Source organism: Streptomyces sp. JLSY215 (assembly GCF_059682825.1).
Genome location: NZ_CM185022.1, coordinates 8,178,819 through 8,203,552, shown reverse-complemented (window position 1 = coordinate 8,203,552; position 24,734 = coordinate 8,178,819). Strand labels below are relative to the sequence as shown.

At 71.7% G+C, this 24,734-nt stretch carries 19 protein-coding genes; 4 read left to right on the top strand and 15 right to left on the bottom strand.

Annotated elements, in window-relative coordinates; all coding sequences use genetic code 11:
• Positions 1-298 precede the first annotated feature (298 nt).
• The 3 genes from AC5677_RS36425 to AC5677_RS36415 form a co-directional block, all read right to left on the bottom strand.
• Entirely contained in the window at positions 299-1,045 is a 747-nt protein-coding gene (locus AC5677_RS36425; RefSeq protein ID WP_497192164.1) for a hypothetical protein, read from the bottom strand.
• Between the two features lie 151 nt (positions 1,046-1,196).
• On the bottom strand, positions 1,197-2,087 hold the full coding sequence (locus tag AC5677_RS36420; protein ID WP_497192163.1) for an aldo/keto reductase: 891 nt from the start codon (positions 2,085-2,087) through the stop codon (positions 1,197-1,199).
• Positions 2,088-2,102: 15 nt separating this feature from the next.
• On the bottom strand, positions 2,103-3,044 hold the full coding sequence (locus AC5677_RS36415; RefSeq protein ID WP_497192162.1) for an NAD-dependent epimerase/dehydratase family protein: 942 nt from the start codon (positions 3,042-3,044) through the stop codon (positions 2,103-2,105).
• Between the two features lie 70 nt (positions 3,045-3,114).
• On the opposite strand from AC5677_RS36415, the gene AC5677_RS36410 reads away from it, so the two are divergent.
• On the top strand, positions 3,115-4,038 hold the full coding sequence (locus AC5677_RS36410) for a LysR family transcriptional regulator (RefSeq protein WP_497192161.1): 924 nt from the start codon (positions 3,115-3,117) through the stop codon (positions 4,036-4,038).
• A gap of 142 nt (positions 4,039-4,180) precedes the next feature.
• Here the strand turns inward: AC5677_RS36410 and AC5677_RS36405 are convergent, their stop codons facing one another.
• The 4 genes from AC5677_RS36405 to AC5677_RS36390 all read right to left on the bottom strand — a co-directional run bounded on the left by AC5677_RS36405 (position 4,181) and on the right by AC5677_RS36390 (position 11,928).
• Positions 4,181-5,734: an FAD-dependent monooxygenase gene (locus AC5677_RS36405; protein ID WP_497192160.1), complete on the bottom strand. Its 1,554-nt coding sequence runs from the start codon at positions 5,732-5,734 to the stop codon at positions 4,181-4,183.
• 8 nt (positions 5,735-5,742) lie between these two features.
• Positions 5,743-6,456 (bottom strand): VC0807 family protein, encoded by a 714-nt coding sequence (locus tag AC5677_RS36400; RefSeq protein ID WP_497192159.1) that lies wholly within the window; start codon positions 6,454-6,456, stop codon positions 5,743-5,745.
• Positions 6,453-7,097: a TetR/AcrR family transcriptional regulator gene (locus AC5677_RS36395; RefSeq protein ID WP_497192158.1), complete on the bottom strand. Its 645-nt coding sequence runs from the start codon at positions 7,095-7,097 to the stop codon at positions 6,453-6,455. Before AC5677_RS36395 ends, AC5677_RS36400 begins: the two co-directional genes overlap by 4 nt.
• A gap of 400 nt (positions 7,098-7,497) precedes the next feature.
• Positions 7,498-11,928 (bottom strand): hypothetical protein, encoded by a 4,431-nt coding sequence (locus AC5677_RS36390; RefSeq protein ID WP_497192157.1) that lies wholly within the window; start codon positions 11,926-11,928, stop codon positions 7,498-7,500.
• A gap of 225 nt (positions 11,929-12,153) precedes the next feature.
• Between AC5677_RS36390 and AC5677_RS36385 the strand changes: the two genes are divergently transcribed.
• Together AC5677_RS36385 and AC5677_RS36380 are read left to right on the top strand one after the other, a co-directional pair.
• Positions 12,154-12,660, top strand: a complete 507-nt coding sequence (locus AC5677_RS36385; RefSeq protein WP_497192156.1) for a hypothetical protein — start codon at positions 12,154-12,156, stop codon at positions 12,658-12,660.
• 268 nt (positions 12,661-12,928) lie between these two features.
• Positions 12,929-13,369, top strand: a complete 441-nt coding sequence (locus tag AC5677_RS36380; RefSeq protein ID WP_497192155.1) for a helix-turn-helix domain-containing protein — start codon at positions 12,929-12,931, stop codon at positions 13,367-13,369.
• Positions 13,370-13,465: 96 nt separating this feature from the next.
• On the opposite strand, the gene AC5677_RS36375 is transcribed toward AC5677_RS36380, so the two are convergent.
• From AC5677_RS36375 to AC5677_RS36350, 6 genes are all read right to left on the bottom strand, one after another.
• On the bottom strand, positions 13,466-14,068 hold the full coding sequence (locus AC5677_RS36375; protein WP_497192154.1) for a ClpP family protease: 603 nt from the start codon (positions 14,066-14,068) through the stop codon (positions 13,466-13,468).
• 1 nt (position 14,069) lies between these two features.
• Positions 14,070-14,708 carry an ATP-dependent Clp protease proteolytic subunit gene (locus AC5677_RS36370; protein ID WP_497192153.1) on the bottom strand — a complete coding sequence of 213 codons (639 nt, stop codon included), beginning with the start codon at positions 14,706-14,708 and terminating at the stop codon, positions 14,070-14,072.
• Positions 14,709-14,925: 217 nt separating this feature from the next.
• Positions 14,926-16,854 carry an eCIS core domain-containing protein gene (locus AC5677_RS36365; RefSeq protein ID WP_497192152.1) on the bottom strand — a complete coding sequence of 643 codons (1,929 nt, stop codon included), beginning with the start codon at positions 16,852-16,854 and terminating at the stop codon, positions 14,926-14,928.
• Between the two features lie 260 nt (positions 16,855-17,114).
• A complete protein-coding gene (locus tag AC5677_RS36360; protein ID WP_497192151.1) occupies positions 17,115-18,212 on the bottom strand; it encodes a barstar family protein in 1,098 nt (365 codons plus the stop codon).
• Between the two features lie 122 nt (positions 18,213-18,334).
• On the bottom strand, positions 18,335-20,380 hold the full coding sequence (ligA, locus tag AC5677_RS36355; protein WP_497192150.1) for an NAD-dependent DNA ligase LigA: 2,046 nt from the start codon (positions 20,378-20,380) through the stop codon (positions 18,335-18,337).
• A 179-nt stretch (positions 20,381-20,559) separates the two neighbouring features.
• Positions 20,560-21,111 carry a hypothetical protein gene (locus AC5677_RS36350; protein ID WP_497192149.1) on the bottom strand — a complete coding sequence of 184 codons (552 nt, stop codon included), beginning with the start codon at positions 21,109-21,111 and terminating at the stop codon, positions 20,560-20,562.
• Positions 21,112-21,538: 427 nt separating this feature from the next.
• Between AC5677_RS36350 and AC5677_RS36345 the strand changes: the two genes are divergently transcribed.
• Positions 21,539-22,381: a hypothetical protein gene (locus tag AC5677_RS36345; protein WP_497192148.1), complete on the top strand. Its 843-nt coding sequence runs from the start codon at positions 21,539-21,541 to the stop codon at positions 22,379-22,381.
• 208 nt (positions 22,382-22,589) lie between these two features.
• Here the strand turns inward: AC5677_RS36345 and AC5677_RS36340 are convergent, their stop codons facing one another.
• Positions 22,590-23,261: a response regulator gene (locus tag AC5677_RS36340; RefSeq protein WP_497196888.1), complete on the bottom strand. Its 672-nt coding sequence runs from the start codon at positions 23,259-23,261 to the stop codon at positions 22,590-22,592.
• Complete coding sequence (locus AC5677_RS36335; protein ID WP_497192147.1) at positions 23,261-24,691, bottom strand: sensor histidine kinase; 1,431 nt, start codon at positions 24,689-24,691, stop codon at positions 23,261-23,263. The genes AC5677_RS36340 and AC5677_RS36335 overlap by 1 nt, the downstream gene beginning before the upstream one ends.
• Positions 24,692-24,734 lie beyond the last annotated feature (43 nt).

Below are 24,734 nucleotides of genomic sequence, written 5' to 3'. Positions count from 1 at the left end.
CGCAGGGCTCCGCCGGTACGGCACGGTGGCTCCAGAGAGCCGCGCCGCCGGGCCCTGCGCCGCCGGGCGGCCCGGACCGGCTGTGCCCGCACCTTAACGCCGGGGGGCGTCTCCATGGCCCGGGCGCAGAGCCAGTCCCGGCGCAAGTCCACCCGCGGCTCCGGCAATGACCGTAGAACTGTTGCGTACCACCGCCGGACTCGCGGGCGCACGCGTTGGCGCGCGCGCCCGCTCACGCTGGTCGTTCATCAGCGTGCCGAATGAACCTCGGCGGTGGTCCCCGACTCGGCTCGGGACACTAGGTCAGGTCGAATGCTCGCACGCCCGACAGCAGCGGAACGAGCGCATAACGGCCGTCTCCCGCACCGCAGTTCGGCCGGGTGTCCGCGGTGGCAGAGATGTTCGTCCCCGCCAGGAAACGCCCGTCGCCACACGGCACCACCGTCGAGAAGTGGTTGGCGGCCCCGCCCCAGTAGTACATGCACTGGTGCAGGTTCAGATAACGCCCCGTGGTCAGGTCGAGCGTCTTGACCCCCGACAGAAGGGGGACGAGCTGGTAGTTGCCGTCTCCTGCGCCGCAGGTCGGCCGGGTGTCCGCGGTGGCGGAGACGTTCGAACCGGCCAGGAAACGCCCGTCGCTGCTCGCCACCACCGTCGAGAAATGGTTGGTGGCGGAAGCCGAGTAGTACATGCACTGGTGCACGTTCAGGTAGCGCCCGGCCCGCAGGTCGAGCGCCTTGGCCCCGGACAGCACCGGAACGAGCCCGTAGTTGCCGTCCCCTGCGCCGCAGGTCGGCCGGGTGTCCGCGGTGGCGGAGACGTTCGACCCCGCCAGGAAACGCCCGTCACTGCTCGCCACCACCGTCGAGAAATGGTTGACGGCCGAAGCCGAGTAGTACATGCACTGGTGCAGGTTGAGGTACCTGGCGGCGACACGCCCGGGTCCTTGGGCGTGGGCCGTGCCCGGCGTGAGCAGCAGGGCCGTGGTGCTCACGGTGGCTGCGAGGGCAGCGAGCCACGCCTTGAAGCGGCCTTTCTGGCGCACGATCTTTCCCCCTCTCTCATGCTCCTTCCGGTAAGGAGCGGGGACAGCACAGCACGCAGCGGGGCGCATTGACGGACATTCGTCAGCCAATCCACCCGAAGGTGGGTCGTGTACATGATCACTACGCATTCCGTGTCGCATCGCGCGTATGTCAACCGGAAGATGGCAGCACGTCCTCGAGCTGCATCAACTCCCCCGGACTCAGGTGGAGTTCCGCGGCCTGGGCCGAGTCGGCGATGGAGGCCGGGCGACTGGCCCCCAGCACCGGAACCACGGCCGGGGAGCGGGTGAGCAGCCACGCCAAGGCGATCTGCTGCGGGCTGACGCCACGCTCCGCCGCGGCGCGGTGGAAAGCGGTGCCCGTGGAGGTCGGGCCGGAGGGTCCGTCGAGGGAACTGCGGGCGATGCCGCCGAGGGGGCTCCAGGGCAGGAACGCCAGGCCGAGTTCGGCGCTCAGCCGCAGCTGGGGCTCGCTGTCGCGGACGGCGGGCGAGTACTGGTTCTGTACGGAGACGAGTCCGTCGCCGAGGATGGTGTGCGCCTGGCGGATCTGGGCGGTGGTGACGTTGGAGATGCCGGCGGCGCGGATCGTGCCGGCGTCGAGGAGTTCGCGCAGGGCTCCGACGGACTCCGCCCAGGGCACGGCCGGATCCGGCTTGTGCAGCTGGTACAGGCCGATCGCGTCGACGCCCAGCCGCTTGGCGGAGGCTTCGGCGGCGTGCTTGAGATGTTCCGGGGCGCCGGTGACGGTCCAGCTGCCGTCGCCGGGCCGGGCGCGGCCGCCCTTGGTGGCGATCAGGACGCCGGAGGTGTCGCCGCCGTAGCGCGCCAGGGCGCGGGCGATCAGCAGCTCGTTGTGGCCCACCTCGCCGGCGTGCCAGTGGTAGCTGTCGGCGGTGTCGATGAGCGTGACGCCGGCGTCGAGGGCGGCGTGGACGGTGGCGATGGCCTGCCGCTCGTCCGGGCGGTGCTCGATGGAGAGTGGCATGGCACCCAGGCCGATGGCGCTGACGGGGGTGTCTCCGATGGTGCGGTACTGCATGGCGGTTCGTGTTCCTTACGCGGCGGGGGTGACGGATGCGGTGAGGGCTTCGGCGACGGCGCCGGGCAGCCAGTCGACGGCGCGGGAGAAGGCAAAACCCCGTTCCTTCGCACGGGTGTTGCTCATGGCGTAGTGGCGGTCGAAGGAGAACGGCGAAGCCGTCTCGCCCGCGGCGGCCACCCGGTAGACGGGCTCCCGGCCGGCCTGTGCGGCGACAACCGCGGCAAGGTCGCGTACGTCGAGCGGGCCGTCGGAGCAGGCGTTGACCGGACCCGTGAAGTCGGTGGCGATAGCCGCCCACAGCAGCAGGTCCGCGAGCTCCTCGTAGTGGATGAACACCGTCGGCAGCGCGTCCTCGTGCACAGTGATCTCTTCGCCCCGGCAGATGCGCTCGGCGTAGTGCGCCAGCCGGCCGGTGAACTCCTGCGCGCCGCCACCGAGCACGTGCGCGCCGCGCACAGAGGCGAACGCGAAGCCGCCGGTGCGGGTGAAGACGGCCTCCGCCTGGCGCTTGCCCTCGGCGTAGTGGTCCTCCAGGTACGCCTCGTCGTGCCACGGCAGGTCCATGGCCACCAGCCAGGTGGCCGGGTCCACGCTCTCCTCAGGCACCAGGGTGCCCGCCGGCACGGTCGGCAGCGCGGCGGTCGCCGGGTCGTAGACCTCGATCGTGGAGGTCATGACGTAGCGCCGGGTGCGGTCGGCGAAGGCGCGGGCGGCGATCGCGGCCTGCACGGGGGTGTAGCAGACCTGATCGACAACCACGTCGAAGCTGCGCGGCCCGAGCGCGGCGACGAGAGACGCCTCGTCGTTGCGGTCGACAACGAGGTGCTCGACACCGGCGGGCGGCCGGGTGGAGCCGCGGTTGATCACAGTGACCTGGTGACCGTCGGCCTGCAGGCGCTCGACCAGGAGTTTTCCGAAGTACCGGCTTCCGCCGATGACGCAGATCCTTTGCATGTCCCCACCCTGGACGCCTACCGTCAACAGCAGAAGTGGCGACTTACTGACAACACGTTAAGGAATACTGTTGATCGACGTGCAGCGGCTCCGCATCCTGCGGGCGGTGGCGGACCACGGCAGCTTCAGCAAGGCGGCCGCCGCTCTCCGCCTCACCCCCTCCGCCGTCTCCCAGCACGTAGCGGTGTTGGAACGCAGCCTCGGTGCCCAGGTCGTGGCACGCAGCACCCGCGGGGTGACCCTCACTCAGGCCGGCCGGATCATGGTCGGGGCCGCCGAGTCCGTCGCAGCCGAGCTCGAACAGGCGAAGCAGCAGATCGAGCGGCTCACAACGGACCGCGTGCAGCTCACCGTTGCCACCTTCACCAGCGGCGGCAGGCACCTGCTGCCCGGCGCTCTCCCCCGGCTCATGGCAACCCATCCCCGCACCCTGCTCCACGTCAGGGAGGGCGAGCCCGAGGACACCTTGCCCCTTGTCCGCCAAGGCGCCGTCGACCTGGCACTCGCCTACCACTTCGACGGCCCGCTGCCTGTCGGGCCGGGACCGAGGTCCAGCCTGCAGTGGACCGCACTCCTGGAAGATCCCTTGCACGTCGTCCTGCCGGAGGGGCATCCACTCGCCGACCGCGAGCTGCTCGACATCGCCGAGCTGGCATCCGAGCCCTGGGTGCTCGGCTGTCTCAAGACCGGGGCATACCTGCGCCGCTACGCCGAGCGCGCGGGGTTTGAACCGGAAGTGCGCGGCACCACCACCGACTACTTCTTCGCCCGCTCGCTCGTCGCCGCGGGAATGGGGATCTCCCTGATCCCTTCCATCGCGCTCCTCCCGACGGTGCCAGGTCTGCGCACCGTCCCGATCGCGCCGCCGACTCCGACCCGGCACATCGGCGTTGCCACGCTCGACCGCAGCCGCGACCGGCCACACGTCACGACGTTCATCCAGGCCCTCCGCGAGCAGACGGTGCCTCAACCAGAGATCCCGGACAACGACTGACATCGCTCATCACCAGGACGCCGGCCGATCGCGAAAGGGCTTCCCGTTGCCGACCGTGCGCGGCACGTGACTCCAACTCCCGGCCGCGCAAGCCGACTTCGGCTCAACGAGCGCGCTTCCGTGGCCGCTGAGCGCCCGCCTCCTACGTCAACGTTCCCGCACGAGTCGTCGCCGTCCTCGCATGGTCCCCGTCCGCCGCCTCGTACGGCCGGGGCTCGGGTGCACCGAACCAATGGGCGAGGGCGGCGCGCAGGCTGTCCGTATCGGCGTCCCGGCCGGTCCAGCAGACGTGCCCGTCGGGGCGGACCAGCAATGCCTCGGCGCCGTCGGCCGCCGACTCCTGGTCGAGGCGGTCGAGGTGGTCGATCCGGTCGAGGCGGTCGATCCGGTCCGCCCAGCCGTCCGCCGCAGCGGCGAGCGCTGACGCTCCGGCGGCCAGCAGGGCTCCGCGCCCGGACGGCAGCCGGACGCCGGGTGCCCGCGCCCCCAGCAGAGGGTGATCCGACGCGGCGGGCATCGGGTAGCGGATGTCGGTGCCGGCGATCATGGCGGCGACGCGGTGGTTGGCCTCCGGCGTGGCGAGCAGGTCGGCGAGCAGGTCGCGTACCACTACGGCGTCCGGGTCGGGGAGCGTCAGCACCATCTGGGCGCGGGTGTTGGCCAGCACCCGGGCGCCGACCGGGTGCCGCTCGGCGTGATAGGTGGCCAGCAGCCCGTCCGGGGCCCGGCCGCGGACCGTGGCTGCCAGCTTCCAGCCCAGGTTGAACGCGTCCTGCATGCCGAGGTTGAGGCCCTGCCCGCCGGCGGGGGCGTGGATGTGGGCGGCGTCGCCGGCCAGCAGCACCCGGCCGTCGGCGTACCGCTCGGCCTGGCGGGAGGCGTCGGTGAAGCGAGACGCCCAACGGACGGTGCGCAGTTCGCGCGGCGGACCGGGGCAGCGGGCCAGGGCCGCGCGCACCTCGTCCGCGGTGACCGGGGCGTCGCGGTCGATGCCCTGCTGCTCGGGGCCGCCGAGGATCAGCCGGTGCACGCCGTCGCCGAGCGGGAGCAGGAAGGCGACTCCCGCGGGGTCCGGGCTGAGGTCGGGGAGGCGCCACGACCGGCCGGGGTCATCGAACTCGGCCTCGGCGGGGGCGAGTTCGACGTCGGCGACGGCCATGCCGACCCGGCCGTCCCGTCCCGGGAAGGGCATCCCCAGGGCGCGGCGCACCGTGCTGCGCCCGCCGTCCGCGCCCACCAGGTACCCGGCCCGGACGGTGCGCTCGGTGCCGTCGGGCCCGAGGAGGGTGGCGGTGACGCCGTCCGGGTCCTGCCGGAACGACGTCAGCTCACGGCCCCGCAGCACCGGGACGCCGTACTCGGCGAGGTGGTCCTCCAGGAACTCCTCGACCCGGGCCTGCGGGATGCCGACCTGGTGCGGGAATGCGGTGTCCAGCGCGCCGTAGTCGAGCGGCAGCCCGGCGAAATGGCCGGCGGGCAGGAGCGTCAGCGACCGGTCCAGGACCGGCTCCAGCCAGCCCCGGCAGTCCAGCACCTCGGCGGTGCGCGGCTGGAGGTTGAGCGCCTTGGACTGGCCGGTCCGGAAGGGCAGCCGCTCCACGACGGTCGTCCGCACCCCGGCCAGGCCCAGTTCGTTGGCGAGCAGCAGACCGGTCGGTCCCGCCCCCGCGATCAGTACCTCGGCGTCGGTGTCCACGGCTCCCCCTACAGCTTCATTCCGTGCCGGGTCAGGTACCAGTTGTGCCACGTCAGCAGCCCGCCGAGCATCACCAGCCAGAGCACGGTGCTGGTGAGCGGGAAGGAGTCCACCGGGATCGTGTACGCCAGCACCACCCGCAGCACCGCGTCGAGCAGGAAGACCGCGCCCCATACCGCCGTGACCAGCCGCAGGTGACGACGGAACGGCGGCTCCGCGTCCCACCGCGCCTCCCATTCGACCAGTCCGGCCTCGCCGACCTTGGCGATCACGATGCCGCGCGACGCGGTCATGATGAACGGACGCCGGGTGAGCAGCGTGCCGAGCACCCAGATGCCGATCGCGGCGGTCAGCCAGCTGTCCCGGATCATCAGCACCCGCGGGCTGCCGCTGATCAGGGACAGCAGCGTGCCGACCACCACCAGGCTCAGCGTGAACACCGCCATCGCCTCCACGCGCCGCTGCCGCACGATGCCGTAGATGATCCACGGCAGCAGCAGTACGCCGCCGACGACCATCGAGATCCACTGACCGGCGCCGGCCGCGCGCAGCCCGTAGTAGGAGCCGAGCGGCAGGACGAGCTCGAAGAGCAGCTGGGCGACGAGCCGCCGCCGCAGCGCCACCGTGCGACGTCGGGCGGTCGCCGCGGCGGTCCCCTCGGTGTCGGTCTGTGGTGTCCGGCGCGTTGCCATGGTGTCCGCCCCCGTGTCCGCTGCGGTCATGACGCCCTCCTGGTGGCGCGGTCGAACAGGTCCGCCAACTCCCGTCCGGCGGCCCGCACATCGAGATCGGGATCGTGGGTGGCGCGGCGCACCACGTCGTCGATGGCGGCGCGGATGGCCCGCATCATCACCCACGGGTCGAAGTCGCAGAACTCGCCGGCGCGCTGCGCCTTGCGGATCTGCTCCACCTGGACGGCGAGGTTCGCCTCCGTCACGTCGAGGAAGGCGACCATGCCGGGATCGCCGCCGCGGAGGTTGGCGAGGATCTCGACGATCGCCGCGAGGTGGTTCGGGTACTCGGCGAACAGGTCGAGGTTGCCCTCGATGGAGGCGCGCAGGCGGGCCGCGTAGCTCTCGTGGGCCTCGATGCGGGGGCGGATGTACCCCTCCGCGAGCTGCATCACCTCGGCGACGACCTCGCGCATCAGGTCGTCCCGCCCGTTGAAGTGGTAGGAGATCATCCCCGTGCTGCTCAGCCCGGCGTGCTCCGCGATCTTCGCGAACGAGGCCCGGTGGTACCCGACCTCGGCGATGACGTCGATCGCCGCGGCGACGATCTGTGCGCGGCGGCCCGTCTCCGTGAAGGAAGACCCGGTCCTGCGCCCGGCGGTTTGCTTGGACGAGCTATTTTTTGCTTGCACAAGCAAGACGGTAGCGCGGTTTGCTCAACCGAGCAAGAAGGTGGGGCGCGACCGCCCGCGGGACGGTGACGGGGCGGAGGTCGGCTGATGCGGCGCCGCGTCCCGCATCAGCAGGGTCGGCTGCCCGGGCGCGGGAATCCTGGGGTCTGCGGCGCGGCGCAGTGGTCGGGGTGTGGTGAGTGTGGGCGGGGTCGGGGCCGGCGCGGCCTGGTCGTTGCCCTCGATGGAGGCGTGCTGAAGCGACTGGATGAGTGCGACGTTCCTCAAAGGGCGTGCACATATCGGCGCCGCCAGCCCTCCCGCAGGTACTCGGAAGACGGTGGCCGCATCGGCCAGGTCGGTGCGTCAGGTGAGACGACCTGGCCGAGTGCGGTTCGTGCTTCTTGTGCGCGTGTGGACGTCAGCGGCCGGAATGGGCCAGAGGCGTGCGGGACGCATGGTGGAGGAGGGCGGCGGGGGTGGTGTGGGAGTCGGGCATGGGCCAGTGGGGGTCCTTGCCGGTCAGGGCGGCGAAGAGGCATTGCCAGGCTGCGGCGTCCGTGCCCAGGAGCGTGCCGGCCAGGGCGGCCAGTTCATCCGTGGCGTCCTGGACGGCGGCCTGGAGGGCGATGGGGAGTTCTTGGCGGACGGAGGCCTCGGCGAGGTAGTGGAGCATGCGGTTGGCCTGGGCGCCACCGTGGATGATCTCCTTGCCGGAGAGCAGGCCCTGTTCGAGAAGGGCGTCGAGGACAGCGGCCCACTCCTGGCGCGAGAGCGAGAGATTCGGGATGTTCCCGATGGCCGCACGGGCCCAGCTGGGGCCGCGGTCGGTCAGGGTGCGGTCGAGGAAGCAGGACCAGTACTCGAACGCTGCCGGCGCGAGCGCGTCCGGCGCATCCGGCAGGCGGGCGAGGGCGCCCCATACCCGCGGGCGGAACGGCTCCCGTTCGTGGGCCCGGATCAGGACGTCCCAGTCGCGGATGTAGGGGAGGTCCAGGACTTCCTCGTGCTCGTACTCCCCACAGCTGCGGAGCTTGGTGACGAGGCGTTCGGTGCTCAGTTCCTTGTCGAGGCGGGCGGTGAGGATCGCGTCCGGGTCGGGGGCGGCGAGCGCCTTCATGGCGACCTTGGCGGCGCCCGCGCTGAGCAGGCCTTCGTCGATCAGCGAGCGGAGCCGGTCGGGGCCGCCGTGGCGAAGGACGTTGCGCGCGGCCAGGAGGTGGTCCGGCAGCGGGACGCGCGTGCCCCACGAGGCGAGCGCGTGCTGTACGAGTTCCGGGTCGGCCGCTTCGACCAGGACGCGGTAGCGGTTCGCTGAGCGCTTGTCGAAGTAGGGCCGTGCGAGCAGCCGTTCGCCGAGCTGCGGGGCGAGCGGGAGGAGGTCGTCCGGCCCTTCGGCGGTGCGGCCCTGGGGCCGGCGGGAGAGGATGATCCGGCGGATCTCGACGGTCGAGCTGCTGTTGTGGAGGTCCCCGTACAGCGTGGCGTTGATCGTGGGGTCGTCGACTGCCAGGAGCCGCAGATTCAGGTCCCGATTGCCGGAGCTTCGCGCCAGGACGAGCAGCGCGGCGCGGTCGTCGACGGCGAACAGATGGTCCAGGAGGGCGTCGGGCACGTGGTGGGTCTCGCGAGCGCGCTCGGTGAGGGTGAGCGTGGCGTGCGCGTCCAGCCGCGGCAGTACGGCCGCCAGGGCATCGGTGCCCGCGTGGAGCAGGAGTCCGGCAGCTATCGGGGTGAGCACCGTGGGGAGGGTGTCCGCGCTGTCGTGCTCGAGCATCTCGGCGAAAGGCCGCTCGGCCCGGTCGCTGTCCATCGCGGCGAGGGCGCGCAGCCACCGCTCGGGATCGCTGCCGAGCCGGTCGGCGACCAGCCGCCGCGCGGCACGCACGGCGGCAGCGGCCGGCACCTGACGAGTGAACCAGCCTCTCGGCAGCGGGGACATCTCGCGTGCGGGCGTCCGGGCGACCAACTCGCTGGGTGCCACGAACCCCTGCCGACAGGCCACCAGCTCTTCTTTCCCGGCCCGGTCGGTCGCCTTCACGGCCCGGTCGGTCGCCTTCGCGGCAAAGTCGGTCGTCTTCTCGGCGAGGCGCCGGCGGGTCTCCGGCGAGGCGTGCCGGTCACACGCCGCCATGAGCCAGTCGGGAAGCACGGGCCCGGGGAAGTCGGCCGGGTGCGTGGCGGTGAGCACGTCGAGCACCCCGGGGTCGTCGGGCAGCGGCGCGCCCGCGGCGAGCGTACGCAGCAGATGTGCCGAGGCGAGGGCCGCGCCCGGATCCAGGATCCTTGCCCGCTCCCGCTGTTCGGCGTGGGTGAGGGCGGGTGCGGCGGGTGCGGGTGCCTCGGCCGGGTCCGTGGGGTCGGTGGTGGTCCCAGGGGCGGTGGCGGTCCCGGGGTTCGCGTCGAGGCGGCCCAGCTCTTCGGCGTCGGGCCGGGGGCCGGCCACCTGCGCGGCCGTGGTGATCAGTTCGGCGAGTGAGCCGGCGAAGCCGTTGGCCAGGTTGAGCGCGATGACCCACGCTTCCGGGTGGCCGGCCAGGTGCTCGTGGACGAGGTCGACGGCGTGCCGGTGTGCCCGGGTGCCGACGCCGTCGTGGTGGAGGTACCTGAGGGCCGCCGCGGCCGGCTGGGCGGTGTCGACGAGCCGCTCGGGTCCGAGCAGGTCCTGTGCGACGGCGTCGACGAACCAGGCGTGCAGGTCGGCGTCGTACGGCGTGGCACGCAGATGATCGGCCGGCTCGGCGTCGAGGCAGCTCGCGCGGGTGGTGAGCGCCCGGCGGATCGCCTCGTCGACGTCCTCGTGGCGCAGGAGCTCCTCGATGGGCTCGGGCTCGAAGGTGTGTGCCCGGTGGGCGGCGATCAGGCGCGGGAAGTCGTAGGCATAGGGCTCGTGCACGATCTCCCGCATCAGCCGACGGGTGGCATTGCGTCCACGCGGGGCGGCGAAGACGCGGGGCAGCGCATCGGGGTCCTCGTAGGGCTCGAGTCCGTCCCGGAACCGGTCCAGGCCGTCGGGGTGCTCCAGCGCGGCGGCCGCCTTGGCGAGGACGGAGCGCGGGTCGACGTCGGGGACCAGGTCGAGGAGCCGGCGTACGGCGTCCGGACCGCCGCGTTCCCACACCCGGACCACGGAGAAGTGGCGCGCCCCGTCGCTCGCCCACCATCCCTCGGAGCGCCAGGAGTGCAGGACCAGTTCCGGGTCGCCGCTCGTGATCAGCGGGCTGCGGCGGAAACGGTCCTTGCCGGCGAGGAGTTCGGTGCGCAGCCCGGCGTCGAAGGGGACGAGCTCGGTGCGGCCCGGGGTGCGCGGGACGCCGGAGGCGATCGTGCGGCGCAGGGACAGGGTCGCCTTCTGGTTGCGGTACACGGCGGCGTTGACGGTGGGCTCGTCGCGCTCGGTCAGCCGGCGCAGATCGCGTATGCCGAGGCTGACGTTGCCGCCGATGGCGGCCCGCACACGGGGGTCGGACGCCGCGAGTGCGGTGTCGAGGGCGTGCGCCGGGAGCGATCCCTTGCCGAGCAGGGCGTGCAGCAGCTCGTCGGGCAGGTGCGGGAGCAGGTCACGGAGGTCGTCGGGTTCGGCGGTGTACAGCAGGAACCGGTACGGCTTGGTCAGGGCGGGCGGTGTGACCGAGGAGGCGGGCCCGGGAACCGCGCCGTCGGCGATGCCGGTCAACAGGTCGGTGAGGGTGCCCTTGTACCGGGACAGGGAGGTGCGCAGGGTGGCCCAGCGCCGGGGGTCGGCGCCGAGCTGTCGGTGGAGGAGGGCGCGCAGGGGGGCGGTGGCGCCGAGTTCGAGCAGGGCTTGGGCCGCGGTGCGTGCGGGTGCGACGGTGCCGAGGAGGAGTGCGCTGAGGTCTGCGTGGTCTCCGGAGGGGCCCAGGCCGGCGGCGATTCGGCGGAGTTCGGGGTGGCCGGGTGTGCGGGTCGCGGCGCGCAGCAGGGCCGGGCAGGGGGGTGCGACCTCGGCGACGACCGCGGGGTGGGTGCGGAACAGGTCGGCGAGCAGCTGCTCGGGGCAGTCGGGGTGGGCGGCGAGGGTGCGTACGGCCGGCTCCGGCAGCGGCACGGACCGATGGGCCGTCGCGATGGCGTGCCAGTCGACCGTACGGCGCCAGGCCGGTTCGGCTTCGCCCGCCCGGAGTCCGGCGACCAGGCCCTCCGGTCCCTCGGCGGCGGCCACCGCGGCGCGCAGCAAGTCACCGCCGGGGGCGCCGTCGGTGTCGAGCGCGCTGCGTGCGAGGTCGGCAACGGCGGGGTGCAGGAGGGCCGGGCCGGTTGCGGGGTCGAGCAGGGCGCTCAGCCGGTCGGGCCGTGCGAACAGCCCGAGTACGGCACGCAGTTGCTCGGCGGTGGTCAGCGCGCGGCCGCGGGTGCGCAGGGCGTGCTCGGCCAGCTCGGGTGCGTCGCTCACCACGGCCGCACCCACGAAGTGGGAGAGCGCCGGCGTTTCCTGGGTGGTCGCGCGAATCCGGGCCGGCAGGGAGGCGAGGGCGGTGGGCTCGGGGTGCCGCCCGGGGGAAAGAACGAGACGGCGCATCCAGGGGCGGGCCTCGGCGTGCTCGTACACGCGCTGGTCGACCACCGGATCGGGGCGTTCGAGCAGCGCGGCCAGATCGTCGACGGTGAGCCCCTCGGCCCGGACCAGGGCCCGCCGTACGCGCGCGTCGGGGTCGCCGGCCGCCTTCGCACGGGCCTCTGCGGTGAGGGGCACCCAGGTGAGGTAGCGGGGCTCCTCCTCGCCCAACCGGCGACGCATCCGCCCGGCATCGCCAGGGGCCGCCCCGGCCAGCAGCAGGGCGAGCAGTTGCGCACCACTCCGGTCGTAGCGCGTCGCTGAACCTGATGTCACCGATCGTGTCCCTTGCGTCCGTAGCCCGTGGTCTTCGCACGGTGGTCCGAGGGGAACACCCCATCACACAGGCCGGAATTGCTCTCCGTGAGGGTTCGCAGGAGAGGCGGACGCCTCGTTTCCAGGAGTGCGGAACGCGGCAGTCGATGGCGAGAGCAGTGGGCGCGGGGCCGCGGGCGCCGCGGGCACCGCGGGCTGTCGGTGCTGAGGGATACGCTTCTTGGTATGTCCCAGCAGATGCCCGTGACGCGTTCGTCCCTTCGCAAAGCGCACGCCATGTCGGTGCCGCGTCCCATGCCCGACCTCCCCGACCGGGTGTGGACCGAGAGCGAGTGGCAGCGCATCCAGCTCGGATACCGAGCCGCGAGCATGGACGAGAAGTGGAACGTCTACACGGAGGACGACCGCCTCTTCCTGCACCGCAGTTGGACCGGATTTCTGGCGTACGAGGCCGCGCTGACGAAAGTGGACGGCGGCGGACGGCGCATCACCTCCGCGCTCGTGGAATCGGACCCGGAGCGCTACCGCAGCGCCTCGGCGGACTACGACCGCATCACGCTCGAGCTGGTGATATCGACCATCCTTCTCGGCGAGCGCGCGGAGGATCTCCGCACGCGGCTGGTCGCCGCCCTGCGCGCCGACACGGGCTCAACGGCCGCGGCAGTGGCGCAGCACAGCGTCCTGGGCATACGAACCCCGCAGACCACGACGCGGCCCCCGGGCGACGAGTAGGGCTTGTCGGGTGGCGCGTAGGGCTTGTCGGGTGGCGTCGTAGGGCTGCCGTGGGATGGTCCGTCGGCTCGACACCACGGGGTCCGGGCCCCGTAGAAGGCGATGGGTGAGCCCTAGTGGGTGGCGCCCACGGCGTCGGCGAGCGCGCCGGCAGGTCGGCCGGCGGCGGAACGGAGTCAGGCGCTCGTCCGCCCCGGGGGCACACGACTTCACCCAGGGCAGAACGCCGCTCCCTTCCCCCGGTGCCCCGGATCCCTAGGCTGAAGGGGTGAGCACTCATGCGCCGAACGAAGCCCGCGTCATCCCCCTGCGCCCGCAGTCCTCGCCGCCCGGTTCCGGTGGGGCGAGCCGCGCCCCGCAGCGGCCGGACGGGGCCCCACAGACACCCGCGCCGAGGGAGCCGCTGTGGCGCGACCTCGTCGGCGATGCGCTGCGGCGCGAGCGCCTCGCCCAGGAACGCACGCTGAAGGACGTCGCGGAGGCGGCCCGGATCTCGATCCCCTATCTGTCGGAGCTGGAGCGCGGACGCAAGGAGGCTTCCTCCGAGGTGCTCGCGGCCGCCGCCCAGGCCCTGGGGCTCGGCCTCGCCGACCTGCTCTCGCTCGCCCAGGACGAGCTGGCCCGGTACACCCGGAGCCGGGTGGGCCGGGTGGGCCGGGGCCGCACCTCGCCCACGGCGCGGTACGACGGCCTCTGCCTTGCCGCCTGACCGCCTTGCCGCCTGACCGCACCGCCGACCGGTACGACGGGGCGCACCACCGCCGTACCGGCCGGCTCGCCGGCCTCCGGCCACGGCCGCGCGGGGTCAGACGAGCGCGAACCGTCGGCTCAGCACCTCGTCGGCGAGCCCGTAGGCGACGGCCTCCTCGGCGGTGAGCACCTTGTCCCGGTCCATGTCCGCGCGCAGCGTCGCCACATCGTGATGCGTATGGCGGGACAGGACCTCCTCCACCTGCGAGCGGATGCGGACCATCTCCTTGGCCGCGAGGCTGAGGTCGGAGACCGTGCCCTGCCGGCCGCCGCTGGCCGGCTGGCCGAGCAGCACCCGCGCGTGCTGGAGCACGAACCGTCGCCCGGGATCTCCGCCGGCCAGCAGCACCGCCGCCGTCGACGCCGCCTGACCGACGCAGAACGTGGAGATCGGTGCCTGCACGAACGTCATCGTGTCGTAGATGGCCATCAGCGAAGTGAACGATCCACCGGGCGAGTTGAGGTAGAGCGAGATCTCCTGCTCCGGGCTCGCCGACTCCAGGTGCAGGAGCTGCGCGATGACCACATTGGCGACCCCGTCGTCGATCTCGGTGCCGAGGAAGATGATCCGCTCGTTCAGCAGCCGGCTGAAGACGTCGTAGGACCGCTCACCCTGCGCGGTCCGCTCGATGACGTAGGGAACGGTGTACGAGCCCATGTCACAACCCCATCCGTCGGCGCGACGCGGCCGGGCGGATGTCGGCGAGCGACTCCACCACCCGGTCCACGATCCCGTACTCCCTGGCCTGCTCGGCCGTGAACCAGCGGTCCCGGTCGCCGTCCCGCGCGATCGTCTGCTCGCTCTGCCCGGTGTGCTCGGCGGTGATCCGCTCGACGGCCTTCTTGGTGAACTGGAGGTTCTCCGCCTGGATCTCGATGTCCGCGGCGGAGCCACCGATGCCCGCCGAGGGCTGGTGCATCATGATCCGCGCGTTCGGCAGCGCCAGCCGTTTGCCGGGCGCCCCCACGGTGAGCAGGAACTGGCCCATGCTGGCGGCGAACCCCATCGCCAGCGTCGAGACGTCGTTCGGGATGAGCCGCATGGTGTCGTAGATGGCGAGACCCGCGGTGACCGACCCGCCGGGGCTGTTGATGTACAGGCTGATGTCGGTGCGCGGGTCCTCCGCCGACAGCAGCAGCAACTGCGCGCACACCCGGTTGGCCGACACATCGTCGACCTGTGTGCCGAGGAGGACGATCCGCTGAGCGAGCAGTTGTGCCGCGAGATGGTCGTCGAAGCGGCTGGGCGGTGTGTCGCCCTCCTCGGCGCGGGGCGGGGGCGTGGTGAGTGGAGTCATCTGGTCTCCTGGTCGAGGTGGGGATGCCGTCGACTCCACTCTTGACCTCGGGAGATGCCCGGATGCGGTTTCTCTGCCCGCCGCAGATTCGCCACGGGCAGAGAGGACGGTCCGGCCCTTCTCGCGCAGCCGCCGGAAGCGGCGCGCGGTGACGCTGCTTCATTCCGCGGGCGTCGGGTGGGCGTGGCAGGCTTCGCGCGGTGACCGTCGAGGTGACTCACAGACTCCGTGCCAGCGCCGCGAAACTCGAGTTCTCCCGGAATGGCTTTCCTTGGGCCCACTCCTCCACCACTTTCTTGAGCTGTGCCTTCTGCTTTCCGCGCAGCTCGGACGGCAAGGCGGCCGGAACATCCTCCTCCTTCGGAATCAGTCCGGCACCTCTCAGTAGCTCGACGAGCTCGCTGAAGTGTCGCCCGCCCTTGGCTCGTACCGCATACAGCGACTCGTTGAGCTCCCGCTCTTCCTTCTGAACGACCGTCTCGGGCGCGTGAATGGCTACGTCGAAGAGGTCGTTGGGGTCATCCGCGATACCGTCGATACGGCTGACGAGTTCCTTCTGCACCCGGTCCGCGAAGGCGATCAACGGCTTGATGCTCGTATGGCGCCCGAAGATGCGTTCCCGGTCCGGGGTCAGCTTGTCCACGCGCTGCGCGTATTCGGCGAGGGCCGGGGCGTAGAGATTGGCGTCCACGTCGAAATCCTCGGGGATGTAGCGGACATGCTGTTTCGGGGGGCCTTTGTATCCCTTGGCAAGGCTTCCGATGTACTCCAGCTTCCCCACCGGCTGTTTGTTCCGGATCCGGGAGTTCTTCTCTATCCATGCGTCGAGCGCTTTCTCGTACTCGGGCCAGATGCTCCCGATCACGATGTTCACCTGCGTGATGCGCTCGTGCCAGATCTTCCGCCAGGTGTCCTCGGTGACCGAGTCGTGGATCTCACGGGTCCCCGCGCCGGGTCGAGCGTGCGCTTGGCTCAACTGCTTCAGCTGATCGCGGAGTTCGTCGGCCCGCTCCTCGACGAACCCTTCGAATTGGACCTTCTCGGCCTCCATGGCGTACAGGTCGTTGTTCAGGTCGCGGAACGCAGCCTTGTACTGCTTGGTCCGCGCCTTGATCTCCTTGGTGAAGCGGTGCCGCATTTCCAGGTCGTACTTCTTCGACGCGGCCTCGTACGTATCGGGGCTTTCCTGGCGCAGATGCGTGCACCAGCTCTCCAGCTGGTTGAAGGCGTGCCGGAACCGGTCCACGATGGGCGCGTCCTCCACGCGCGCGCCTGCCATGTGGACCCCGGCCTCTTCTCCCGAAGCATCGGGGTTCACCGTGGGATTGCGGTGAGCGTTCCCGAATTCCTCGAATTCCGTGCTGCCGACCGCCGCACCATCGGCCTCCACACCACGCAGCTCCGCGCCGAGCTCGCGCTCCTGCCGCTGCCTCTTCCGCTCCTGCCTCTTCTTCCCGTTGCCGGCCCGCTGTACGGACGGGGAGTCCAGGGCAGTGCCCGCCGGCGCGGTGTGCGGATGTCCGCCGGTGTCGGTGGCGGAGCGCTGGACCGGCGCGGGCGCACCACTCATGACCCGTTTCGCCGTCGCCTCCGCCTCCCGCTCGAACCGGTCGGACGGGTCGGACACTTTGAGGCCGGCGCCGTTGTCGGTGCCGGCGACGGGGCCTTGCCGCTGCTGGATGACGTGGGTCAGTTCATGCGCGAGCGTATGGCGGTCGCTCCCGCCCTCGCCGATGACGACGTGGTTGCCCGCGGTGTAGGCGCGGGCGCCGACTTCGGCGGTGGAAGCCTTCGCGGCGCTGTCGTCGTGGATGCGGACGTCGGAGAAGTCCGCGCCGAGCCGGTTCTCCATGTCGGTGCGGGTGGCGTCGTCGAGGAGCCGTCCGGGCGTGCGGAGGACGTCGTGGACGGCGGAGCGCTGCACCGCGGGCGTGTCGTGTTCGGTCTGCTGGTGGCCGGGGTCGCGCTCGAGCCGGTCCTGGGCCCAGGGGTGGCCGCCCTGGCGGAGCATCTGGACGGCGGCGGCATTGCCGGCCGTGGCCTGCAAGCCCGGCAGACCGCCCGGCTGTGCGGGCGGGACCGGCTTGCGGGCCGGGGTACGGCCGCTGTCGGCCCTGGAGTCTTTGACGTGCTCGTGATCGTGCAAGGGATTCTCCCTTTGCTGCGGATTCGCCGACTCCTTCTGGATACGCTGCGGGACCCGCCGATACCAGGTACGGCCGGGCAGCATCGGCTGACCGGACGGGCACGAAACGGTGTGGCCCGTCGCCTGCCCGGTAGCCCCGTCGATGGGGCAGGCACGACCCCTGCTCCGCAGAGCGAGCAGACTGGACGGGGAACCCCCACAGTTCGGCCCTGCAACGCGCTGCCATCCGTCTCGCAAGGTCGCAGCGGGGCCGGGCCGGATCACTCCAGGGTGAGGCGCATGCCGCCCTCGGCCAGGACATCGAGGACCTCGGCGAACAGGTCGTACGGCCGGCCGCTCGGTATCAGGAGCTGGGACAGGTGCTCACGTGCGATCGCGGAGTTCCGCCAGAACAGGGTGGCGGGTGCGGTGTAGCCGAAGGAGCCGCGCAGGCAGTCGTCGAGGGCGTCCAGGCAGCCGCCGAAGTAGCCGCCCGGCCCGTTCACCGCCTCGCCGAGCGCCAGGTAGAGGCCTGGTCCATCGGTGATGTGCCGGCCGTCGAGTTCGTAGGCGTGACCGGCCGGCCGCTCACGGCGGTTACGTGGGCAGGTCCGCTCTCGGACGAGATCGAGCCAGGCATCGCGGCGCCGGGTGTCGAGTCCGGCCCAGGCACTCGGAGCGTCCGGTGGCCCGGCGAGCCATCGCTCCCAGAGAGGCCGGGCGTGTTCGGGAACGGGCGTGAAAAGCTCTCCGTCGAGCTCCAGGTCGATGAGATCTGCCCCGTAGGAGGATGGGCGCCAGGCGCTGGCCTTGGTCCACAGCAGCCGTTCGGTGAGCGGCTCGCCCTGGTCGTCCCGTATTTCCAGGGCAACCTCCTCAAGATCCAGCGCCCGCCGGGTCCCCTTCGCGATCGCCGCCCGCAGCCGATCGCCCTGGGCTAGTCCTCGCAGGATGAGCGGGGGTTGCGGCCTCTCGGGCGGCAGGATGCGAGTGAATTCCTGACAGGAGCCCAGCCAGCGGTATCCGTCGTGCAGTCGGACGGGACCTCGGTGTCCCTCGGGCGGGCCCTCGTAGTCGTCCAGGCCGGTGAGCACGAGACCGTCCGTTCCGGGGTGCAGCCCGAGGCTCTCCACGTCTTCCAGGAGCCAGGGTCCGAGCGTTCCGTCCTCCGGCACCAGCCACACCCGGCTGCCGACCCAACCGAGTGCCTGTGCTCCTTGCGGAACCCAGCTGGAGAGTTCGTACGTCTCGCGTCGGGGTTCCCCGAACAGCCCCTCCACCTCGGCACAGACGCCCAGGAGACGACCGTGCTCGGTCTCGGTCAGCGTGTACCGCGCCCGCCTGTGGCCTTCCTCGTTCTCCCGCACGGCGAGAATCATGCCTGGCCCCGGGGCGGCGGGTGAAGCGACGGGTGCGTGGGCTGGAGAGGGGTCGGGCGCAGCCGCGGCCGGGGCGCGGCGGGGCGGATCGTGGGCCACCCCGCCCGCGGCAAGAGGATGGATCAGGCGAGGTGGCCGGCAAGCAGCGCGCCGAACTCGTCCTCCGTGAGCACCCTCGTGCCGAGCTGCTCGGCCTTGGCCAGTTTGGACCCGGCTCCCTCGCCCGCGACGAGGAGGGTCGTCTTCTTCGACACGCTGCTGGAGACCGTCCCGCCCGCGCGCTCGATGAGCTCGTTCATCTCGTTGCGGTTGCGGCCGGCCAGCGGCCCGTGCATGCCACCCGTGACGACGACCGCCTCGCCCGCCAGCGGCTTGCTTCCGGTGTCCGCATCGTCGGCGGTGGGCTCGACCATGTTCACCCCGGCCTTGGCCAGCTTGTCGATGACCGGGCCCAGTGTGGCGATATGCGCCGCGATCTTCGGGGCGTTGGCCCCCGGAAGCTTCTTGACCTCCGTCAGCTCATCCGGCGTGGCCGCCCGGATGGCGTCCATCGTGCCGAAGTGACGGGCGATCTCCCGTGAGAGCGTCCGGCCGGTCCGCACCACACCCAGCGCGCAGAACACCCTGTTCAACGGCTGCTCCTTCGCCTTGGCGAGCCGGACCAGCAGCGAGTCGGCGCGCTTGTCGCTTCCGGTCGTCTCGGCGAGCTGCTCCCGGGTGAGGAAGAACAGATCGGCGACATCATCGACCAGACCGGCCTCGACGAGAGCCTCCAGATAGGTCACGCCCAGACCGTCGATGTCGAGCTGGTCGCGGCCCACGGCGTACTTCAGGGACGGCAACTTCCCGCACCCGCCGCTCGCCCCGCCCGCGCACTCCCATCGTTCACCGGACTTGTCGATGTCCCCGCCGCATCCCGGGCACTCCTCGGGCAGGACGATGTCGCTCTCCTCGCCCGTACGCAGCGCCACCACGGGCGCTTCGACGCGCGGGATGATGTCGCCTGCCTTGTAGAGCAGGACGGTGTCGCCCACCTTCAGGCCGCTGTTGCGGATGAAGGCGGGGTTGTGCAGCGTCGCGTAGGTGACGGTGCTGCCGTCGACCTCCACCGGCTCCAGGACGGCGCGCGGGGCGATGTGACCGGTGCGGCCGATGTTCCACTCGACCGCGAGGAGCTTGGTCTGCGCCTCCACGGGCGGCAGCTTGTAGGCGATGGCCCAGTGCGGGTGACGCGTGCCGGAGCCGGCGGCCCGCTGCTCGGCGTGGGCGTTGGCCTTGATGACCACCCCGTCGATCCCGAACGGCAACTCGGCGCGCAGCTGCTGTATCTCCTCGACGCGGGTCTGCGCCTCGGCCGGGGTGGCGTACACGCGCAGCCCGATGTCGGTGGCGGAGGTGGTCTGCACGCCCAGGGCGGCGACCTGGCCCATGACGGCCTCGTGGCTGGTGCCGGTGAGGAAGCCTGCGCCGTCCAGCTCCACCGCCCCGTAGGCGAAGAAGGTGGTCTCGATGGTGTACGGCCGGTCCTTGGCCCGCAGGGTTCCGGCCGTGCCGTTGCGCGGGTTGGAGAAGACCTTCGCGCTGTGCGCGGCGCGTATCTCGTTCGCCTTCTCGAACTGCTCCCGGGTCAGCAGCACCTCACCACGGATCTCCACGGTGGCGCCGCCGGGCACCTCGGTGGGAAGGCCGACGATCGAGCCGATCGCATGGCTGAGGTCCTCACCATGCGTGCCGTTTCCGCGTCCGACGAGCTGCACGAGGCGTCCGTCGCGGTAGCGCGCCGCCATCGCGGCCCCGTCCAGCTTCGGCTCCACCGCGTAGCCGCCCGCCACCGGGTGGTCGATCCGGCGGGCCAGGGACGCGTCCCACTTCACCAGGCCCTCGGCGTCGAAGACGTTGTCGAGGGAGAGCATGGCCACGGTGTGCACCACATCGCCCACCGGAGCCATGCCGCCGCCGACCTTCCCGGTGGGCGAATCGGCCCGGACGTGGTCGGGGTGCGCCTGCTCGTAGGCGGCGATGCCGCGGGCGAGGAGATCGTAGGAAGCGTCGTCGAGAGGGGTGTTCCCGTCTCCGTAGTACGCCGCGCTCGCGGCGAGGGCCTCCTCGACCGCGTGGTCGTAGGCGGCGCGGTCGGTCAGCGAAAGAGCAGATGCGGCTGTCGTCATGCGCTGATCCTTGCGCAGGGGTCTGACATCGGGTTCCGCACGCCCGGTCTCCGGTGCCACGCCGGTCCCCGATTCCGCCGCGTGGCGCTGTGGATGGCGAGGAGCAGCGTTTCTGTCCGTTGCCGATGAACCCGGCCCTTTTGTCACCGATTTCGGCCGCCCGCCTGGTGCCGGGTCCGTCAAGCGGTCGGTTCCCGGCGCTGTGCGGCGCGATGGCGGCGGTAGTAGGAGACCGTGACGGCTGCGGTCAGCGGGCCCCAGAGGACCATCGGCTGGTAGAGGATGCCGACGATCAGGTTCCCGGTGGGCGTCATGTTCGCGTGCGGATACGTCCACCACCAGGGGACGTTGGCCCAGAGCGCGGTCAGGGCGACTGAGCCCAGGGCAGCGGGCACGACAGCGGCCATGGGACGCACCCTGCGCCCTCCGACCAGCGGCATCCAGCGCGGGATGACCTCGCCCCAGGGGCGTACCAGGCCGATCGTCAGGAAGGCGACCAGCTCGCAGAGCACGCTCAGGGTCAGCATCCATGCCTTGGACCCGAGTGTCTCGAAGGGACCGAACCCCGCCTCGGTGTAACCGGCGGGATATCCGAGCACCATGGCGATGCGCCACAGCCCGCTGGGCAGGACCACCAGCGCGGTCAGGTGCGCGGCCCGGACCGCCCAACGGGGCGCTGCTGCCCCGGATATGGCGGGAGAGGAGGGCGAGTAGAGGTTCACATGACTCATCTTCAGACACCGCCCGACGCTCTCCATCAGCCTGCGTGGCATACGTGTATGAGCCTCCGGTACGAGACCCGCGCGGCGTGATCGGCCGGGCGGCGGAAGCGCAGTCATCCTCCGCGACGATGTGGCCGACGGGCCCGCCGCCCCCGGCCCGGATGGTGGCCTACGGCCCTGTGACATGGGGTTGTCGTCAGTGAAACCGGACGACGAGTCGGACGTTGTCCGGGCCGTGGAGCCCGGACAACGTACGCGTCACGCTCCGGACCCGGCCCCAGAGACGGGCGCCCGGCCGGCACTCGATCATCCCGCGCGCTTCGGCGGACATGCCGGGATCTTGCCGGGAGACAGCGTGAGCCGTCGCCCTCTTTCGCCGCCGCGCGTGCGGACGGCGGCCCGTCGGCGCACCACCGGCCCCGCTAGGATCCGCCGAATGACGCCACACACGGGGGACCCGTCCGACGACTCAACGGCGATACTGTGCCTGGCAGTTCAGTCGGCCACGAAGCTGCACGCACACATACGCACCAACCGGTACGGGAGTTGGTGGGAGCAGGAAGAGCTGCCCCTCGCCCTGCCCGAAGAGGAGTCCCGAGGCCGCGCACTGGCCGAGGACGCCGCCCGCGCCGCCCGACGCGCGCTGGACCTCAGCCCGTCCGACAACCTGGCCGCCGTCGCCCTCGGCCTGGCGCGAGCGGTCCTCGGCGACGATGCTGCGGCCCTCGCCGCCCTCCGTACGGCACTCCGCCTGGACCCCACCGATACCGTCGTCGCCACCTGGCTGACCGACCTCGGCGCCCGGCTCCCGGCACCCCTCACGTCGCCGCCCGCCTCCCAGCACCCCCACGCGTTCTTCCTCCTCCGCCACGACAGCATGGTCAACAACAGCGGCGACCGGCAGGAGTGTGCCTGGCTGTTCAATGACCCGGCGGATGTCCGCCGGATCGTTGACGCGTGGGTCCGGGAGTACCCCTGGGAGGTCGAGTTCGACGAGCTGAGCCCTGAGGAGCTCCGGGATTACTGGGATCCGGAGTCCCCGGATTTCGACCCGGCACCCGACGAGGACATCTCGGTGGAGGTCCATGTCCCCGGCGAGCCGGTCGTCGTACGGAAGGTGAAACCCGGCCTGCGCAAGACCACCGAGTGGACAGCCGCGGTGGACTGGTCGCACGTGCCCCTCCCGGACACCTTGCCCGCCCCTCTGCCGACCGGACGCCCTGTCCGCACCGGCGGCCGCACCTATCTCTTCGGCGACAATGCACCGGACGACCTCTGAAGCGCACGGCGGGGGGCAGCTCCGGCAGACCCACCAGCCGGGGCCGGTCCGCCCACACCGCTCAGCGTTCTCGCCCCAGCCCGGCAAGCCCGTCGGCAAGGACGTCCACGAGCAACCGGGCGTAGCGCCCGTCGAGATCGAGATCGCCAGGGCAGACGGGTGGTACCGGGGCGGTGGTGGTCGGCGACCGTCGGGCGGCGGCCCGGTTTCAGAGCTGATCGGCCGGAGCCAGGCCGGACTGCCATGCCCAGGCGGCGACGCCCACTCTGTTGCGGACTGCCAGCTTCCGCTGGAGGTTGGCGACATGGGACTTGACGGTGGCGAGGGAGATGAACAGTTCCTCGCCGATCTCCGTGTTCGACAGTCCCCCGGCGACGAGTACCGCGACCTCTTCCTCACGCGGCGTCAACGCCTCGGCGGGTGGGCGCCCCGCCGGGGTCGCGGGCGGGGCGAGCCGGTGCAGCATGCGCGCGGTGATCTGCGGGCTGATGAGCGCGTCACCGGACATCGCCGCGCGCACCGCCTCGACCAGGAGCGTGGGACCGGAGCGTTTGAGCAGGAAGCCCGAGGCTCCATCGCGGAGGGCGGCGTGTACGTACGCGTCGAGGTCGAAGGTGGTGACCACGATGACCCGCAGGGGTGGGTCCGCATCGGCCCCGGCCAGCCTCCGGGTCAGCTCCAGGCCGTCGAGGTGCGGCATCCGGATGTCCGCGAGCACCACGTCGGGGCGCAGGCGCCGGGCGGTGTCGAGGGCGTTGACGCCGTCGGCCGCCTCGGCGATCACAGTCATGTCGGGCTGGGCGTCCAGGATGAGACGGAATCCGCTGCGGATGCTCGCCTGGTCGTCCGCCAGCAGGATCCGGATGGTGCCAGGAGTCATCATGCCGGCGTCCCCTCGGGTGCCGCGTACCGCGCGGGGCCCGTTCGCTCGTGCGGGTCCGTCGTCGGTGGCGCGCTGTCAGGCAGCGGAAGCGTGGCCGTGACCTGCCAGCCGGCGGTCCCGTGCGGCCCCGCGGCCAGCGAGCCGCCGAGGGCTTCGGCCCGTTCCGTGAGACCGGCCAGGCCCTCGCCCCCGCCCACGCGCCCCGGAAACGGTGAGGTTCGGGCGGCAGACGCGGCCCCGGTCGTGTCGGTGACGGTGAGGCGGAGCGCGGCACCGCCCCGGTACAGCACGCGGCCGGCGGCGATGTCGACGTCGGTGGCGGCGGGTGCGTGGCGACGCACATTGGTGAGCGATTCCACCACCATGCGGTAGCCGATGGCACTGACCTCCCGGGGCAGCTCGTCCAGCGCGCCGACGGCCACGTCGAGACGGGCAGGGACGGTCCCGGTTCGGGTGAACCGTGCGACCAGCTCGGGGAGTTCGGACAGATCCCGCCGCCGGTGGCGAGGGCGCTCAGGGAGATCGGGACGGGGTGGCCCCCCAGGGGGCGGGGCGGGCAGCCCGCCCGCCGGTGCCGCTTCGTCTGCCCGGCCCCGGTCCCCGACTCCGACTCCGCGTCCCGCCCCGCTCCCCTCTCCGTCGCCGTCGCCCTCTCCGTCGCCGCAACCGCCACCGCCACCGCCACCGTTGAGCGTCCGCACCGTGCGGTCCATCGCGGCCAGTGCCTGCATGCCCGCCTCCTCGATCCGCGGCAGCAACTCGACCGCCCGCGCGGGGTCTTCCCGGGCCAGAAGCTGTGCCGCCTGCACGAGGACCACCACCCCCATGACGTCGTGCGATGCGAAGTCGTGCAGATCGCGGGCGACTTCGAGACGTTGTTCACGGCGGTGTGCGGCGATGGCCCGGCGCCTTCTGGAGTCCACACCGCGCAGATAGCAGCCGGACGCGGCGGCGCCTGCCGCCAGCAAGGAGCAGAGCAGGCACAGCACCGTGGTCTCCGCCGGGTCCGCGGGCGGCGTCAGATGCGGGCCGATCCGCACCGGCAGTACCGCGATCGCGGCAACCTGCACGAAGGCGGACACCGCCGTCCTGCCCCTCCCCCTCGTTCGGCGGACCGTCGGCACCAGGAGCGCGAGCAGCGCGAGCGTCTCCAGCACCCACCACCAACCCGTGGCGTTGACGGCCGGGCCCCGATAGCAGGCCGTCACCGCCACGGAGGCCGTGGCGGCGGCGAGCCCCGTCCATCGGCGGGCCGACCGGCGCCGTGGCAGGCGGACCGCTGCCGCCAGTGCCGCACCGGTCGTCAGCAGTCCCACAGCGACGATGGCGATGCCCGCGGCGGGCGCGGTCACCCAGGCGGCGGCAGCCACGCCCAGGAGCAGTAATCCACCAAGGATGCGCATGCCGGACATGGATCGGTCGCTCATGAATGCCGACCCTATGAGACCCGGCAGCCAGGACCAGCGGCGG